At 43.2% G+C, this 13,406-nt stretch carries 15 protein-coding genes; all 15 read left to right on the forward strand.

Translation table 11 applies throughout. The annotated features are described in order from the left end of the window. Positions 1-32 precede the first annotated feature (32 nt). The 15 genes from POW22_RS08390 to POW22_RS08460 all read left to right on the forward strand — a co-directional run bounded on the left by POW22_RS08390 (position 33) and on the right by POW22_RS08460 (position 13,379). Positions 33-1,256, forward strand: coding sequence for a protoporphyrinogen/coproporphyrinogen oxidase (locus POW22_RS08390; protein ID WP_272832196.1), 1,224 nt, complete (start codon positions 33-35; stop codon positions 1,254-1,256). A gap of 12 nt (positions 1,257-1,268) precedes the next feature. Beyond that, entirely contained in the window at positions 1,269-2,378 is a 1,110-nt protein-coding gene (locus POW22_RS08395) for a Gfo/Idh/MocA family protein (protein ID WP_272832198.1), read from the forward strand. 19 nt (positions 2,379-2,397) lie between these two features. Further along, a complete protein-coding gene (locus POW22_RS08400; RefSeq protein ID WP_272832200.1) occupies positions 2,398-3,207 on the forward strand; it encodes a hypothetical protein in 810 nt (269 codons plus the stop codon). A 19-nt stretch (positions 3,208-3,226) separates the two neighbouring features. Continuing rightward, entirely contained in the window at positions 3,227-3,727 is a 501-nt protein-coding gene (locus POW22_RS08405) for a hypothetical protein (protein WP_272832201.1), read from the forward strand. A 115-nt stretch (positions 3,728-3,842) separates the two neighbouring features. Continuing rightward, on the forward strand, positions 3,843-4,355 hold the full coding sequence (locus POW22_RS08410) for a hypothetical protein (protein WP_272832202.1): 513 nt from the start codon (positions 3,843-3,845) through the stop codon (positions 4,353-4,355). Positions 4,356-4,367: 12 nt separating this feature from the next. Next, positions 4,368-4,901, forward strand: coding sequence for a hypothetical protein (locus POW22_RS08415; RefSeq protein ID WP_272832204.1), 534 nt, complete (start codon positions 4,368-4,370; stop codon positions 4,899-4,901). Between the two features lie 39 nt (positions 4,902-4,940). After that, the gene (locus POW22_RS08420; protein ID WP_272832205.1) at positions 4,941-5,492 is read left to right on the forward strand and encodes a hypothetical protein; all 552 of its coding nucleotides are present in this window, start codon (positions 4,941-4,943) and stop codon (positions 5,490-5,492) included. Positions 5,493-5,613: 121 nt separating this feature from the next. Then, on the forward strand, positions 5,614-6,297 hold the full coding sequence (locus POW22_RS08425; protein WP_272832206.1) for a hypothetical protein: 684 nt from the start codon (positions 5,614-5,616) through the stop codon (positions 6,295-6,297). A gap of 65 nt (positions 6,298-6,362) precedes the next feature. After that, entirely contained in the window at positions 6,363-6,692 is a 330-nt protein-coding gene (locus tag POW22_RS08430; protein ID WP_272832207.1) for a hypothetical protein, read from the forward strand. Beyond that, positions 6,692-7,054, forward strand: a complete 363-nt coding sequence (locus POW22_RS08435) for a nuclear transport factor 2 family protein (protein ID WP_272832208.1) — start codon at positions 6,692-6,694, stop codon at positions 7,052-7,054. Before POW22_RS08430 ends, POW22_RS08435 begins: the two co-directional genes overlap by 1 nt. Before the next feature lie 117 nt (positions 7,055-7,171). Then, a complete protein-coding gene (locus tag POW22_RS08440; protein ID WP_272832209.1) occupies positions 7,172-7,576 on the forward strand; it encodes a DUF4174 domain-containing protein in 405 nt (134 codons plus the stop codon). A gap of 105 nt (positions 7,577-7,681) precedes the next feature. After that, positions 7,682-8,263 (forward strand): GDP-mannose pyrophosphatase NudK, encoded by a 582-nt coding sequence (gene nudK, locus POW22_RS08445; RefSeq protein ID WP_272832210.1) that lies wholly within the window; start codon positions 7,682-7,684, stop codon positions 8,261-8,263. 10 nt (positions 8,264-8,273) lie between these two features. Continuing rightward, complete coding sequence (locus POW22_RS08450) at positions 8,274-9,233, forward strand: acyl-CoA thioester hydrolase/BAAT C-terminal domain-containing protein (RefSeq protein WP_272832211.1); 960 nt, start codon at positions 8,274-8,276, stop codon at positions 9,231-9,233. Between the two features lie 24 nt (positions 9,234-9,257). After that, the gene (locus POW22_RS08455) at positions 9,258-10,106 is read left to right on the forward strand and encodes a hypothetical protein (RefSeq protein ID WP_272832212.1); all 849 of its coding nucleotides are present in this window, start codon (positions 9,258-9,260) and stop codon (positions 10,104-10,106) included. An 81-nt stretch (positions 10,107-10,187) separates the two neighbouring features. Continuing rightward, positions 10,188-13,379 (forward strand): AsmA family protein, encoded by a 3,192-nt coding sequence (locus POW22_RS08460; RefSeq protein WP_272832213.1) that lies wholly within the window; start codon positions 10,188-10,190, stop codon positions 13,377-13,379. The last annotated feature ends 27 nt before the right edge of the window (positions 13,380-13,406 follow it).

A 13,406-nucleotide genomic window follows, 5' to 3' on the forward strand; every position in this document is an offset into this window, starting at 1 on the left:
TTTACAAGAGCACAGAACACCCTTTAGAATTGATGAAAGACAAACAGCCGGTTTATATTATTGGAGCAGGGGTAAGCGGCCTTATCGCTGCCTATGAATTAGAACAAGCGGGCCATAGCCCCGTGATCTTAGAGCAAAGTGAGTCCGTAGGCGGAAGAGTAAAAACGCTGGATGAAAAGGGCTTTCCTTTAGATTTAGGCTTCCAAGTTCTGCTGAGTGCCTATCCGTTGGCGAAGCAATATTTAGACATGGATGCCTTGGAGTTGCGCAAATTGGAGTCTGGAGCTTTGATCTATGCCGATGGCAAATCCTACCGTATCGGTGATCCGCTGCGGAATTTAGGAGTGCTTATTCCCACTATGCTTGCGGATATTGGTTCTATCAGTGACAAGCTGAAGATTCTCAAACTCAATCAACGTTTGAAAAACAAATCCATCGCTGAGATCTTTGAAACTCCAGAAAGTACCACCTTAGAGTATCTGCAAGACTTTGGATTCTCTTCTAAGATCATTGCGCGCTTTTTTAAGCCCTTCTTCGCGGGAATATTCCTGGAGCCTGAGTTACGCACCTCCAGCAGAATGTTTGAATTTGTCTACAGGATGTTTGGGGAAGGATACGCCACCATCCCAAAGGCAGGTATTGGCGCAATCAGTGAACAGTTGAAGACTAAACTGAAAAACACGGAATTCAGATTCAACACCGAGGTAAAAACGGTGACTAGTAATCACATAAGCTTGAACTCTGGCGAGCAATTAGACCATAACGGTGTTATTCTGGCCAGCAATGCCGCTTCTTTAGTCTTAGGGCAAGAAATTCCTAATATTGACTGGAAGTCTTGTATGTGTATCTATTTTGAGGTGGATCAAACCAACATCCCCAAAGAGACGATCGCATTGGTGTCGGATGCTGGCAAATATTCAAACAACCTTTACGCGTACAAAGACCTCAAAACGGGCAAAAAGATCTTATCCGTAACGGTTTTGGAGTATAGCGAGGTGTCTAAGGATGAGCTTATTGAATCAGTGGTGGCCGAGGTAAAACAGTATACAGGCGCGCAAAGGGTAAATTACATTCAGCATTACGACATTGTTCAAGCGCTGCCTGACATTCACGATCTTAAAATGACCATGGAACTCGACAAAACTCAAGTGATGGAGTCGGTTTATTTGGCAGGTGATGCGCAATTGAACGGTTCCTTGAACGCTGCCATGGAAGCAGGGCGAATCGCTGCTCAGGCACTTTTATCTAATTCTTAAAATCGAAGATCCATGCGAAACCGCTTACTACTGATCCTTTGTCTTGTTTTATTCGGAGCCGATCTGCAGAGTCAAAATGCAGAGGAACCTTTGCGTATTGGAGTGATTGGCTTAACCCATACCCATGTGCATTGGATTTTTGGGAGTGAGCCTCGTGGTGACATTCAAATTGTGGGCATAGTAGAGCCCAACCGAGAATTGGCTCAGCGATATGCGGATCAATACAACTTTTCTATGGACAAGGTCTATGACACTATGGACGCCCTTTTTAATAATACCAACCCAGAAGCGGTAACGGCTTTTGGAACCATCTATGCGCATTTAGAGGTTGTCGAGGCTGCAGCACCTCGCGGAATCCACGTCATGGTAGAAAAACCTTTGGCCGTAAGTCTGGAGCACGCTCTAAAAATGAAGGCCTTGGCCCAAAAGCACGGGATTCATCTACTGACCAATTATGAGACCACTTGGTATCCTACAACCCACAAAGCTTACGAGCTTGTTAAGACCGAAAATAGAATTGGCGCAATTAGAAAGATCATGGTTCATGACGGTCATAAAGGACCTAAAAAGATCGGGGTCAATAAAGAGTTTCTAGATTGGTTGACCGACCCTGTATTAAACGGCGGAGGAGCTGAATTTGATTTTGGTTGTTATGGCGCTAACCTGTTGACTTGGTTTATGGATGGGCAAAGACCCAATAGTGTGACCGCTATTTCCACCCAATTGCAGGCAGAGAACAATCCCAAGGTTCAAGATGAATCTATCATACTATTACAATACGATGACGCGGTAGCCATTATTCAAGGCTCTTGGAATTGGCCCATCGGCAGAAAGGACATGGAGATCTACGGTTTAGATGGGGTAGTTTATGCGGATAACAGACACGATTTGAGAATTCGTATTTCTGAGGGCTATGACGGTTATGATGAGCAGCAGCTGAAACTTGAAGAACGAGCCGCTCCCTATGATGATCCCTTTGCGCTTTTTGCAGCAGTGATTAGAGGCGAGGTGGAACTATCAGCCTATGATCTCAACTCCTTAGAGAATAATATGTTGGTCGTGGAGATCTTAGAAGCGGCAAAAGAAAGTGCGGTGCTCAATAAAACGATAGACTTAAATTAATTATCAAAAGACAAATGCTTTGAAAACCATATACTTTTCAGTCTTACTCTTAATTTGTGGCTCAACTATTGCCCAAGACAAACAGCAACAGCTTCTTGCCGATAACAACATCCGCAGTATGCGAATAGAAGGTGTGGAATATAACAAAGGCAAGATTTCCAAACAGACCTTTAACCTTGAAGAGTTTGATCAATACGGCAATACAACGGTTTTTAAGGCGATGGATGAGGACAATAACATAAAGACTGAGATTGTCTACAATTATTCTCCTGACGGTAATACTCGTTATGAAAAACAGTTTGACAAAGCTGGGGAATTGAAATATACTTTCGTCACCATTACAAACAGAGAAGATCGCTCACTAAGGCGACTGCAAATAGGAACTGCCAAGGACACCTTTGTTGACCAAACTCGTTATAGAGGCGTCAATTTAAAAGACAGCATTATGTACAGCGTTAAGTTTGGGGCTCGTGTTTTAGACTGGAAGTGGGAATACGATGATGAAGGTCGACTGATTGGTGAGACGCGTTATGACGGTTTTGGAGACCCCATGTATGAGGCTACTTATACTTATGAAATTGAAGGGGACTGCGTGAAGCGCTTTGATCAAGATGGAGATTTAGACCTTCACGAGTGTATCAGCGGGAATACAGAGGTCCTTCACATGCTCCGGACTTTTGATGGATTTCTGTACGGTCTGCGTTTGCCATTTGAAGAGGGCGGTAAAATGGTTACGACCAAAACGCAAGAGGGACTTGATGCGCGCCGGCAGTATTTTTCCAAAAAGGGTGATTTGATGGCCGAGATTACTTATACCTATCAGAAATGATGACATTCCTTGAGCTTCAATGAACCTATTTAACTTCATTAAGAAAAACTCCTTTGCTATAATCATTACTGTTGTTGGGAGCTATTGGGTTTATGATCATTTCAGTACCCAAAGCCAGATAGATAATTTGCGCTATGGAACCAAGGCCAATACCTTAAGAGAATCACTGCATATTCCCATTATAGATGTTTATATGAGCAGTGATGATGGTATCCGCTGGGAATCCAATCGGGAGCTGCCTGAAGAAAATGAAACGCTTCATGCTTGGAAGTACGTCACTACAGTGGAAACCGATCCCACGATTTTGACCGGGGAGTGGGATGCATATAGAAAGTTAGACGCTCAGGGACGTGTGTTACAGTTCAACATGCTAAGTCAGATTGACGGAGATTCAGTCTCCATTAGAAAAGGCAACCTATTTTATTTTGAAGAGGAGTACCGTGATGAGCACAAGCTTGGCGAAGCTGCTATTGATAGTATTTGTAAGAGTTGGGGTTTGGATTATTTGGTAAAGGGCTAAAACTTTCAAACTGAATATGAGATGAATCACTAGTTCCAGTCTTTGTTATAAATTAGAGGGGAATGTATTCTTCACAAATTGCTTAATTTGAACGTGGAAGTATAAATCAAGACCGATGCTCAAAAGAACTTTAAGCTTATTGTTACTGTTGGTTCCCTTGTTTTCTTTTTCACAAGAGGTTGTAGCGGATGATGATCTTTATCAAGACGCAAATCTCATCGTTTACAAAAAGAACACTAAAGAAAAGTACACAGGGCTATCACAAGTTACCAAGGGCAATGGCCATGTCATGAGTCAAAGTAAGTACGAGCAGGGAATTATTTTGGAGACGGAGATCTATTACAACAAAAGCTATCGAGAACTTGCCAATAAGGTGATTTATTACCCGGATCAGCCTTATGTGGCCCAACAGGAAATCAAATACTATTCAAATAAAGAAGGATCTTGGCAGGAGATCAAATACAACAACACCCTTGGTAAAAAGATCAAGTTTGAAACCTACAAAAACGGTGTGCTGACCTATCAGTGTACTTATCTCAACGGTAAAAAGCACGGCATTGAATTTTGTTTGCTCAGCGACGGATCAGAAACTCGAGTAGAATACAATCAAGGTAAAAAGATCAAATAATCACATCCCCTTATGAAAAATATACTTGCTATTGCATTTCTCATGATGAGCTTTAGTCTTACAGCTCAAACTCCAGTGAGCGCTCTGGCTGATGAGCTCCTCTTGCTAAATGCAGGTGGTGTCTTGCGCGGAGTAGAGTTTTATTCCGATGTCAATGGTGTAAAGAAAGTTGAATCCAGACGCTCAAATATGGAGCTTTATGAAGAGGACAAACAAGCTGATGGAGCGCTTTATTTGTACTACGAGCTCGCTTTGAGCAATGGTAAAACTGCTGATGTAGACTATCATTTTGATGCCGACGGTTATCTGTTTTCGCTTTCTACCAACACTTACACAGAATCAGACGAGCAGGCGCAGGCGCTCTATGACCATTTGCTGAATTATTTGAAGAGCAACTTTAAAAGCACAGGCACCGATAACGAAGGTTGGCAAACCTTTGAAGGCCGCAGACAGAATTACACCTACAAGCTCTATCTGCAAATGAAGGAGCAAGGCATGTGGAAAAAAACCAAATACATTGGTTTTGATATGGCGGTTGTGCAATAGTAAGATTGCAAGGATCTCCAAAGCATTTAGTTTTAAATCATGAATCTCAAAAACATTCTTGCGCAAATCGGTTCTTATGTTCTTATTGGGATCTCCGTACTCGGTGTGATTGTGCTTTATGCAGGCTTTGGCGGTCGGGGTAAGAGCAATGATTTTGGCGGGGTCAACTATTATTTCGTTGCAGTTGGCGTAGCCTTATTGCTCCCCATGTTGATCTATATTTTAAAGACCAAGTTTGAGTTAGATCAATGGAACAATAACAAACGCAGGCAAATTAATAAGTTGATTAAGCATGGAGATCAGCTAACCGTAAATCTAGACGAACTTGAAGTGCAAACCAACAGTTATCTAAAAGAGATTGAAGTAGGCAGCGGATACAACACTAGAATGGAACGTATCCCAGTAAATCATAATGTGCTGCTTATTTCCGCTGTTTATCGCGGCCAGCCCATCAATTACAAGGTAAATATTGATATGGATCCAACCAAACTCAAAATGTATTTGGCATTAAAAAAAGAAACCGTCATGTACGTGGATCCAAAGGACCCAAACAACAATCATCTTGATTTGAGCTTTTTAGAATTGAATTAATCAATTATCTTTAGCTTCTCATCCCACCCAATTTTAACGTCAAATTACCTGAATTAGGCTTTGCGCCAAGCAATTGCTGTGGCTAACACTTTTTGTGGGTGTTTGAGAAACTCAAAACAAAATGCATTTAAAAAAACTCTTTGCCTTTTTACTCATTCCATTACTGGCTTGTACTAATGACCCTTATGATACCAGTACTCCAGAGAATTTTGTCATTGCCCTTGGCCAGGTAAGCCAACAGCCAGAAGATCACAACCCTTTACCGTATTTCTATGATGAAGCTTCTGCGGCCGCCATATTGCGATTTGATCAAATGGGAATGACAACTTCTGAAGCTTTTGCAAGTTTTAAAAACAATCTGGCTACCCAATTTCCGGGCCACGTAAAAAGAAACTTAGAAGGGCGAATCACAGTCTCGCTCGATGGATTTGCAGGGATGAAAACGCGCACTTTCAACTTTAGCGCAACGCTTATCGGCCCGCAATTGAAAGCTCGCACCGCCGCTGATTACGAATTTATTGGAGCTACAGCCCCAGATGCTGATGGGGTGGTTCAGCTAACACTAAAAATGGAAGGAGTAGAGCGCACCTTGCCCATTAAAAAAACACCTCAGGGGTATCGTATGTTTTTGGCTCCAGAAATGATTGAGGGTATAGACAACAATCTTAAAACAATAGAAAATCTTCAAGCGGTCTTTGTAGAGGCTAACAAACAATTAATGGACGGAACCATCAATGAGGCTAATTTTGAGGCTGAGCTTGAGACCATACACAATGCCTACGCTCAGGCCTTGAATGGAATGTAGTCTCTGCTATAAGTTTACTCAGTCTTTTGCGTATCTTTAGGTAGTCTCAGAGCTGAGCTTCCTTTATGATAAAAGACAAACTTGATTACAGTGTTTCGCTGCGGATGCAGGGCTTAGGGTCTAGCGAGATCCGAGCCAAGATGGAGCAAGAAGGGTTCTCAGAGGCGCAGATTGAGTACTACCTCAAAAAGTCTGATGAGGTCTTCCTTTCAGAATCCGTTAACTACAGACGCAATCGCGCTAGGCGCGGTCCCAAACGCGGTTTAAAGACCTTTGCTTTAATTGTGAGTTTGGGCATGTTGCTCTTGGTCTTTTACGGGTATTACGGTATCGGACTCTTGGGCCTATTCTTTTGTTGGACTTTGGTGCGATACAGTTCTTTTAATCGACTTTAATGAACCAAACGAGCTCAAAGCATTCCCATAAGGACCTAGCTTTATTGTATCTGCGAAAATATGCGGAAAAAGACCTGCAAGCTATGGAAGAGCTGTTTGCAGAGGACATTGTGCTCAGGGATTGGAAGATTCGCGTTGTGGGCAAAGCCCTAGCACTCAGTGAAACCAAAAAGAACTTTGAGGCTGCAACTTCATTAACTATAGAGGTGTTGGACACCTATGAAAATGAAGATACCGTTGCTGCTGAGTTGAAAATTGTGGTAAACGGTACTGAAGAACTTTTCGTGGTGGATGTGATGCAGTTCAATGCGCAAGGCCAGATCAAGGCCATACGTGCTTATTTGGGAAGAGGTGATGACTGAATTATCATTGCCTCTCATACTCGAGTATTGCCGTATAGATGAAGGTCTCTTGAATTTTGATTAACTTAAACCATGGGCAATCGTATCGTATCAATACTCGTATTAGTCTTTACTTTTATGTTGACACAAAACACCGCTGGACAAGATCTGGGCATTCACCAATGGAAACAGCGAATCGTTATCGTAAAGTCCAGCGAAGCCAACAATCCATTGTTTCAGAAGCAATTGGAGCAGTTTAAAGAAGCTGAGGATGGCCTCAAAGAGCGCAAATTGGTGCTTTACGCTGTTCAAGGCTCAACCTCTGATTTTGTGGACTACAGTGCAGATTCAAACAACAATGCGGGCCAATTAAAGCAGGAATCCATCCAAAGGCTATTGAAAACCTCCGAGGACTTTGAAGTCCTACTAATTGGTTTGGACGGAGGTGTAAAACTGCGTCAAACAGAAATCCTGAAGTTAGAAGAATTGTTCAGAACCATTGACGCCATGCCCATGCGCAGAAGTGAGCGAAAGAACAAATAAGTCACTCTTTTTTTGCGTAAGTCTATACTAAGGATCTTCCTAGATTCAATACCTTTAAACGCAAATCGTCAAAGCCTTTAATTCTATATTCAGTATAAACCAGACATGAACAACCCACGCGTTAAAATCAAAGAAACTCAGATCCTCTCGGACAATTGGTATACACTCAATAAGGTGATCTTTGATTATCAAAACCCAGACGGGACTTGGGAAACTCAAGCTAGAGAAGCTTATGATCGCGGCAATGGCGCGGCGATATTGCTTTACAACAAGCAGCAGGGCACGGTGATCCTAACGCGCCAATTCAGGCTGCCTACTTATATCAACGGCAATGATGATGGGATGATGATAGAAGCTTGTGCAGGACTCTTGGATAAGGACAATCCGGAGGATTGCATCAGAAAAGAAACCGAGGAAGAGACCGGCTATAAAATAAGTACGGTTCAAAAAGCGTTCGAGGCTTATATGTCACCGGGTTCGGTTACAGAGATCCTTTATTTCTTTGTGGCGGAGTATGACAACAGCATGAAGGTCAGTGAAGGCGGAGGCTTGGAGGAAGAGCAGGAGAACATAGAAGTTTTAGAGCTCGCTTTTGATGATGCCTTAGCCATGATAGATTCCGGAGAAATCAAAGACGGAAAAACCATAATGTTGTTGCAATACGCCAAGATCCATCAGCTACTATAAATCATTATTCATGAAAAAACTACTGCTAGGCCTTGGAATTATTGGATTCTTGGTGGGCGGATATTTTACTGCGGATGCTTTGCTGTTCGATGGCGTTAAAGCGCGTCCTATTCAAGAAAACGGGCTCTGGGCCAATTATTTTGCCCAGGATAATGGTCAAGCCAAAACAACCGTTATTCTAATTGGCGGCGGCCAATGGGGTGATTATTGGGCACAATATCTGGCCCAGAACAACATGAACGGGCTTTCCTTGCCGTACTCAGGTGTTGGAGACCTACCGGAACTACCAGAAGCCATAGCCTTGGAGTATTTTGAAAAGGCCTTGGATTGGTTGATCGCGCAACCAGAGGTTGATCCAGATCGCATTGTGGTCATGGGGGCTTCCAGAAATGCGGAGTTGGCCTTGGTGATAGCAACTCAGTTTCCAGAGCAGGTGAGTGGCGTTGTGGCCTATGCGCCGAGTTCGGTGAGTTGGTCCAATACCGTCTTGCCTTATAATTCAGATGATTTAAAGCCCAGTTGGACCTTTAAGGGACAAGCGATCCCTTTTGTGCCCATGGAAAAAATGCAGGGCGGAAGCCAAGAACAATTGGATCTTTTAGGATACTGGAACGCAGGCTTAGCCAAGCCAGAAGCTGCCGCAGCAGCAATTCCTGTGGAGCGCATTGGAGGCCCTATACTACTTATCTCAGGCAATAATGATCAAGTTTGGCCTTCTGCGGCCATGGCGGATAGCATTGTAGCTCGATTGGAGCAAAACAATTTCAATCATGCTGTTACGAACCTCCAGTATGAGGCCGCGGGACATTTGATCTCCACAGATCCTGATCAAAAAGTAACTCAGCTCGAGGGAAAGATGAACCTTGGAGGCACTCTTTACACCTACAATCAAGGCGGAACACCAGAAGGAGACCTCACAGCCAAACAGGCTGCTAGGGAGGAATTACTGCTTTTTTTAAGGGCGCTTTAAGCAATAGTAGAAAGTATGTCAAAAATGAAGACCTCATTTAAGGTAGCTAAAGTCGTAAAAGGACTTCCTCATTTAGGGGAGGTCATTTTGGAGCTGGAAACTACAGAAAAAGCAGGTCTAGAGATCATTGAAGACTACCGCGGTGAAGGTTGGATTGGGCAAGGAAGCTTGGAGGTAGTTCCCAAGGAGGGTTATGAGTCTTGGAAGGCGGGAGTGCGCGCAGGAATTCAGTACGCTTTTGGCAAGCTCAAGAATGTTGCTGGACTCAAAGTCGTTGTCATAGAAGCCAATGGGATGACTACAGACACCAACCCAACAATCTTGGCCTATGCGGCCTCAAGAGCAATACTGCAACAGTTTGAGCATAAGGAGTCAGAAGCGAAAAGACAGAACTTAGAAAGTTTAGTTTATAGCAGTTACAATTTTGACCTAAGAGCAATTCCAGATTTTGACAATGAAAGAATACTGGAACCGGAAAACCCCGCAATAAAAGTCACTCATTTTAAAGCCTCGACCCCCTCATTAATATTCGGTTTTTTGATAAGTTGGGCTTTTGCAACAGCCGTTTTTTCTACCCAAACGGTGCGTCTGGGTGTAATGACCACCGCTATGACCGTTTTAGTTTACGGTTATATTTGGATCATTCCCTTGAGTTTGATCTTTTTTAGGTATACCAAACCAGAGCATAAACTCAGAGCACTCTTTGGGAGTAAAGCATGCTTACTAATTGTTGTCTTTCTAGCGGTCTTAGTGCTCGCCGTGGTTTATCATCATCGTTTTAGTAATGACGCTGTCTTGACCCTTTTCTGGGTCGTTGCTACTGCCTTGTGGTGGAGTGTTGCCCTCAGATTGGGGAAAATTCTAAAACAATAGGGCAATCGCTGAGCAATCCATTTGACTTGAATTCGTTACTTTTAAAGAGCAACTAACTCCCTGTACTAATTTGCATCAGCTTTGAAGCTTAAAAAACCTTATAAACGGATTTTATTAGCCCTGATCCTCCTTCCAATTTTGATTGTTGGAGGGCTGATCATCTATGTTCAAAACCATCAAACGGAAATCATAAAAGGGGAAATCGCCAAGCTCAATGAAGAGCATCAGGGTTTGGTTAAAGTGGGGGACAGTGAACTTTCTCTTTGGGGGAACTTCCCAGATATTTCCATCAAGGTCTATGACGTACAGGTCTTTGAGACCAAGGCAGATGGAGCTCCGCTGATCATGAACGTTAAAGATGTCTATATCGGTTTTAATCTTTGGGACATCGTTAATGGGAATTACGACATCCAATCCATTTTAGTAGAGGATGGGGTGTTCAACTTGGTGATTCATGAGAACAACACCACCAACATTCAGCTGGCTCTCGAAGCGCCAACAGAAACAGACTCCACCACAACCAACATCCACCTGAAGAAGATCAAATTCAAGAATTTAGACGTGCACACGCTGGATGAGGCCACCAATACCGATGTGGAAAAGTTCATTTATTCAGGTCAAGGGGGATTCATACAAAAGGACAGTATCATCGCAGGTCATATCGATACGGAATTAGAGCTCAATGTGATCAAGGATGGCGATACGACCTTTATCCGCAAAAAACACTTTGAATTACATACAGACGTCTCCTACAATGAGGATACGGGTATATTGGATATTGAACCTTCTGGAATTGTTATGGAGAATGGCGATTTTGAATTGGTGGGTTCCATTGATATTCTGAACGATGTAGATCTGGATCTAACCATCACAGGGACCAAGCCCAATTTTGATATGTTGATCGCCTTTGCGCCAGCAGATGTGATCCCGTTTTTGGAACGCTACAATAACGCTGGGGAGATCTATTTTTCAGCGACTATTGAAGGTGCAGCGAATTTAGGGAATAGGCCTTTTATCAATGCAGAATTTGGAGCAGGCCAGGCCTTTTTAGAGAACAGGGTCAGTGAAAAGAAGATCGATCAAATGGGCTTTAAAGGCCATTTTACCAACGGAGTCAATCGGGATGCCAGCACCATGGAATTTTCCATTACAGACATGAGGGCCAGTTTGGAAAAAGGCGAGTTTGAAGGTTCGCTCTTTGTGAAGAATTTCAACGCGCCAGAGGTGGATATGCAAGTCAATTCTAATTTTAATTTGGCTTTTGTCACCGACTTTTTTGAGCTGGAACAAGTACAGGACGCCAGCGGGAGTGTTTCTTTAGAGATGAACTTCCACGATATTATAGATATTGATCACCCTGAGAAGGCCCTGCAGCAACTCAATCAAGCTTATTTTGCAGCCCTCAAGGTGGAAAACCTCAGTTTGGATGCCAAACAGTTCCCGGCACCTTTAGACAGCTTGAACGTGGATCTGGTGATGAACGGAAAGGAAGCCACTCTAAAACAATTTGAAATGTATATGGGCAATTCTGATTTGTCCATTAGCGGATTCTTATCGGACCTGCCCTCCATAGTGCATCATACCGATACCCCCGTGGATGTGCATCTAGATATTTTATCGAAGAAGCTGGATATCGCTGAACTCAGTGGATTCGCAGCCCAAGATTCAATTGTGCAGGGTATTGATGAGCAGATCGAGAACCTGAGTTTAGGGCTCTCTTTTAAAGCGGCTGCGCGTGATTTCACAGAGTCTGAGTTCCTGCCTAAAGGCGAATTCTTTGTCGATAGCCTTAATGCGGATCTCAAACACTACCCACACAAATTGCACGACTTTCACGCAGATATTCTTATAGACGAGTCCGATTTAAGGATTGTTGATTTCACTGGATTTATTGATGATAGCGATTTCCATTTTGACGGACTCATCCACGATTTTGCTTTTTGGATGCAACCGGAGCTCAATGGTGATGTGGATCTTGATATCAACCTGACCTCCAAGAAACTGCGCTTAGAGGATGTGTTTTCGTATAAAGGAGAGAATTATGTCCCGGAGGATTACCGCCATGAGATCTTTGATGATCTGGCCCTTCATTTTACCTCCAGCATGCACTACAAGGACTCTACGCTGCATTCCATTGAGTTGGCTTTGGATCAGCTAGACACCAAGATGGAAGTGCATCCACTGCGTTTTACCAATTTTAGGGGAGACATTCTTTATGAAGACGAACATTTACTCATCAAAGGATTTCACGGAGAGATCGGTTCCACAAACTTTAATTTTGATCTCAACTACTATTTGGGTGATGATGCAGCAGTTAAAAAGCAGGACAACTACCTTTTTGTCAAGGCGAATTATATCGACTTTGACGAACTCTTCAATTTTCAGTTTGAAGAAGCTGAACCTGTGGCGAACACGAACCCAACAACAGCAGATATTCCCGAGCATGCAGAGGCGTTTAATATTTACGAGTTGCCTTTTACTGACATGCGATTTAAGGCCGATATTGGCCATTTCATTTACCATAAGATCGATCTTCAAAACATCACTGCCGAACTCAAAACCACACCAGATCACTATATCTACGTAGACACTCTGAATATGGACGCTGCTGGCGGAAACATAAGACTCAGCGGGTATTTCAACGGTAGCGATCCCGATCATATCTATATGCAGCCAAACTTGGTGATGGATAATGTGGAGTTGGATAAGCTCCTGTTTAAATTTGAAAATTTTGGTCAAGATTATCTGGTCTCTGAAAACCTCAAGGGAAGATTGAGTTCTACCATCAGTGGGAACATTCGCGTTTACCCCGATATGGTAGCAGATCTGGACCAATCAGAGATCGATATGGAGGTAGAAGTGCTCAATGGCCAATTAAAGGATTTTGACCCTATGTTGGCGCTCTCCGATTATATGGGTGATAAGAACTTGAGAAACATTCGCTTTGATACTTTGCAGAACAGCCTGTCTGTAAACCGCGGCACCATCAGCATTCCAAACATGACCATCGAATCTACTTTGGGGCATATGGAACTCTCCGGAACCCATGACAGCGACCAAAACATAGATTACTCCTTGCGTATCCCATGGAAGACGGTTCGGAAAGCCGCTTGGCAAAAGATCTTTGGCAGCCGCCGTGATTCTGATTCAGATCCCGCGAAAGAAGACGAGATCGTAGAGGTGGACCCCAAGCGCAAGACCAAATTTCTCAGTGTTCAGATCGTTGGGAATATTGAGCAGTACGAGGTGTCACTAGGGAAGAAGAAGGCTTGATAATTAGACTGCTTTCAAGATAAGGTC

Origin of the sequence: Gilvibacter sediminis (assembly GCF_028561565.1) — a bacterium.
Classification (GTDB): domain Bacteria; phylum Bacteroidota; class Bacteroidia; order Flavobacteriales; family Flavobacteriaceae; genus Gilvibacter; species Gilvibacter sediminis.

Coding starts and splice junctions, on each gene's coding strand:
- POW22_RS08435 (WP_272832208.1), top strand. CDS start 6,692: ATGAACCAAACGAGCTCAAAGCATTCCCATAAGGACCTAGCTTTATTG.
- POW22_RS08420 (WP_272832205.1), top strand. CDS start 4,941: ATGAATCTCAAAAACATTCTTGCGCAAATCGGTTCTTATGTTCTTATT.
- POW22_RS08415 (WP_272832204.1), top strand. CDS start 4,368: ATGAAAAATATACTTGCTATTGCATTTCTCATGATGAGCTTTAGTCTT.
- POW22_RS08440 (WP_272832209.1), top strand. CDS start 7,172: ATGTTGACACAAAACACCGCTGGACAAGATCTGGGCATTCACCAATGG.
- POW22_RS08410 (WP_272832202.1), top strand. CDS start 3,843: ATGCTCAAAAGAACTTTAAGCTTATTGTTACTGTTGGTTCCCTTGTTT.
- POW22_RS08430 (WP_272832207.1), top strand. CDS start 6,363: ATGATAAAAGACAAACTTGATTACAGTGTTTCGCTGCGGATGCAGGGC.
- POW22_RS08425 (WP_272832206.1), top strand. CDS start 5,614: ATGCATTTAAAAAAACTCTTTGCCTTTTTACTCATTCCATTACTGGCT.
- nudK (WP_272832210.1), top strand. CDS start 7,682: ATGAACAACCCACGCGTTAAAATCAAAGAAACTCAGATCCTCTCGGAC.
- POW22_RS08450 (WP_272832211.1), top strand. CDS start 8,274: ATGAAAAAACTACTGCTAGGCCTTGGAATTATTGGATTCTTGGTGGGC.
- POW22_RS08395 (WP_272832198.1), top strand. CDS start 1,269: ATGCGAAACCGCTTACTACTGATCCTTTGTCTTGTTTTATTCGGAGCC.
- POW22_RS08390 (WP_272832196.1), top strand. CDS start 33: ATGAAAGACAAACAGCCGGTTTATATTATTGGAGCAGGGGTAAGCGGC.
- POW22_RS08455 (WP_272832212.1), top strand. CDS start 9,258: ATGAAGACCTCATTTAAGGTAGCTAAAGTCGTAAAAGGACTTCCTCAT.
- POW22_RS08405 (WP_272832201.1), top strand. CDS start 3,227: ATGAACCTATTTAACTTCATTAAGAAAAACTCCTTTGCTATAATCATT.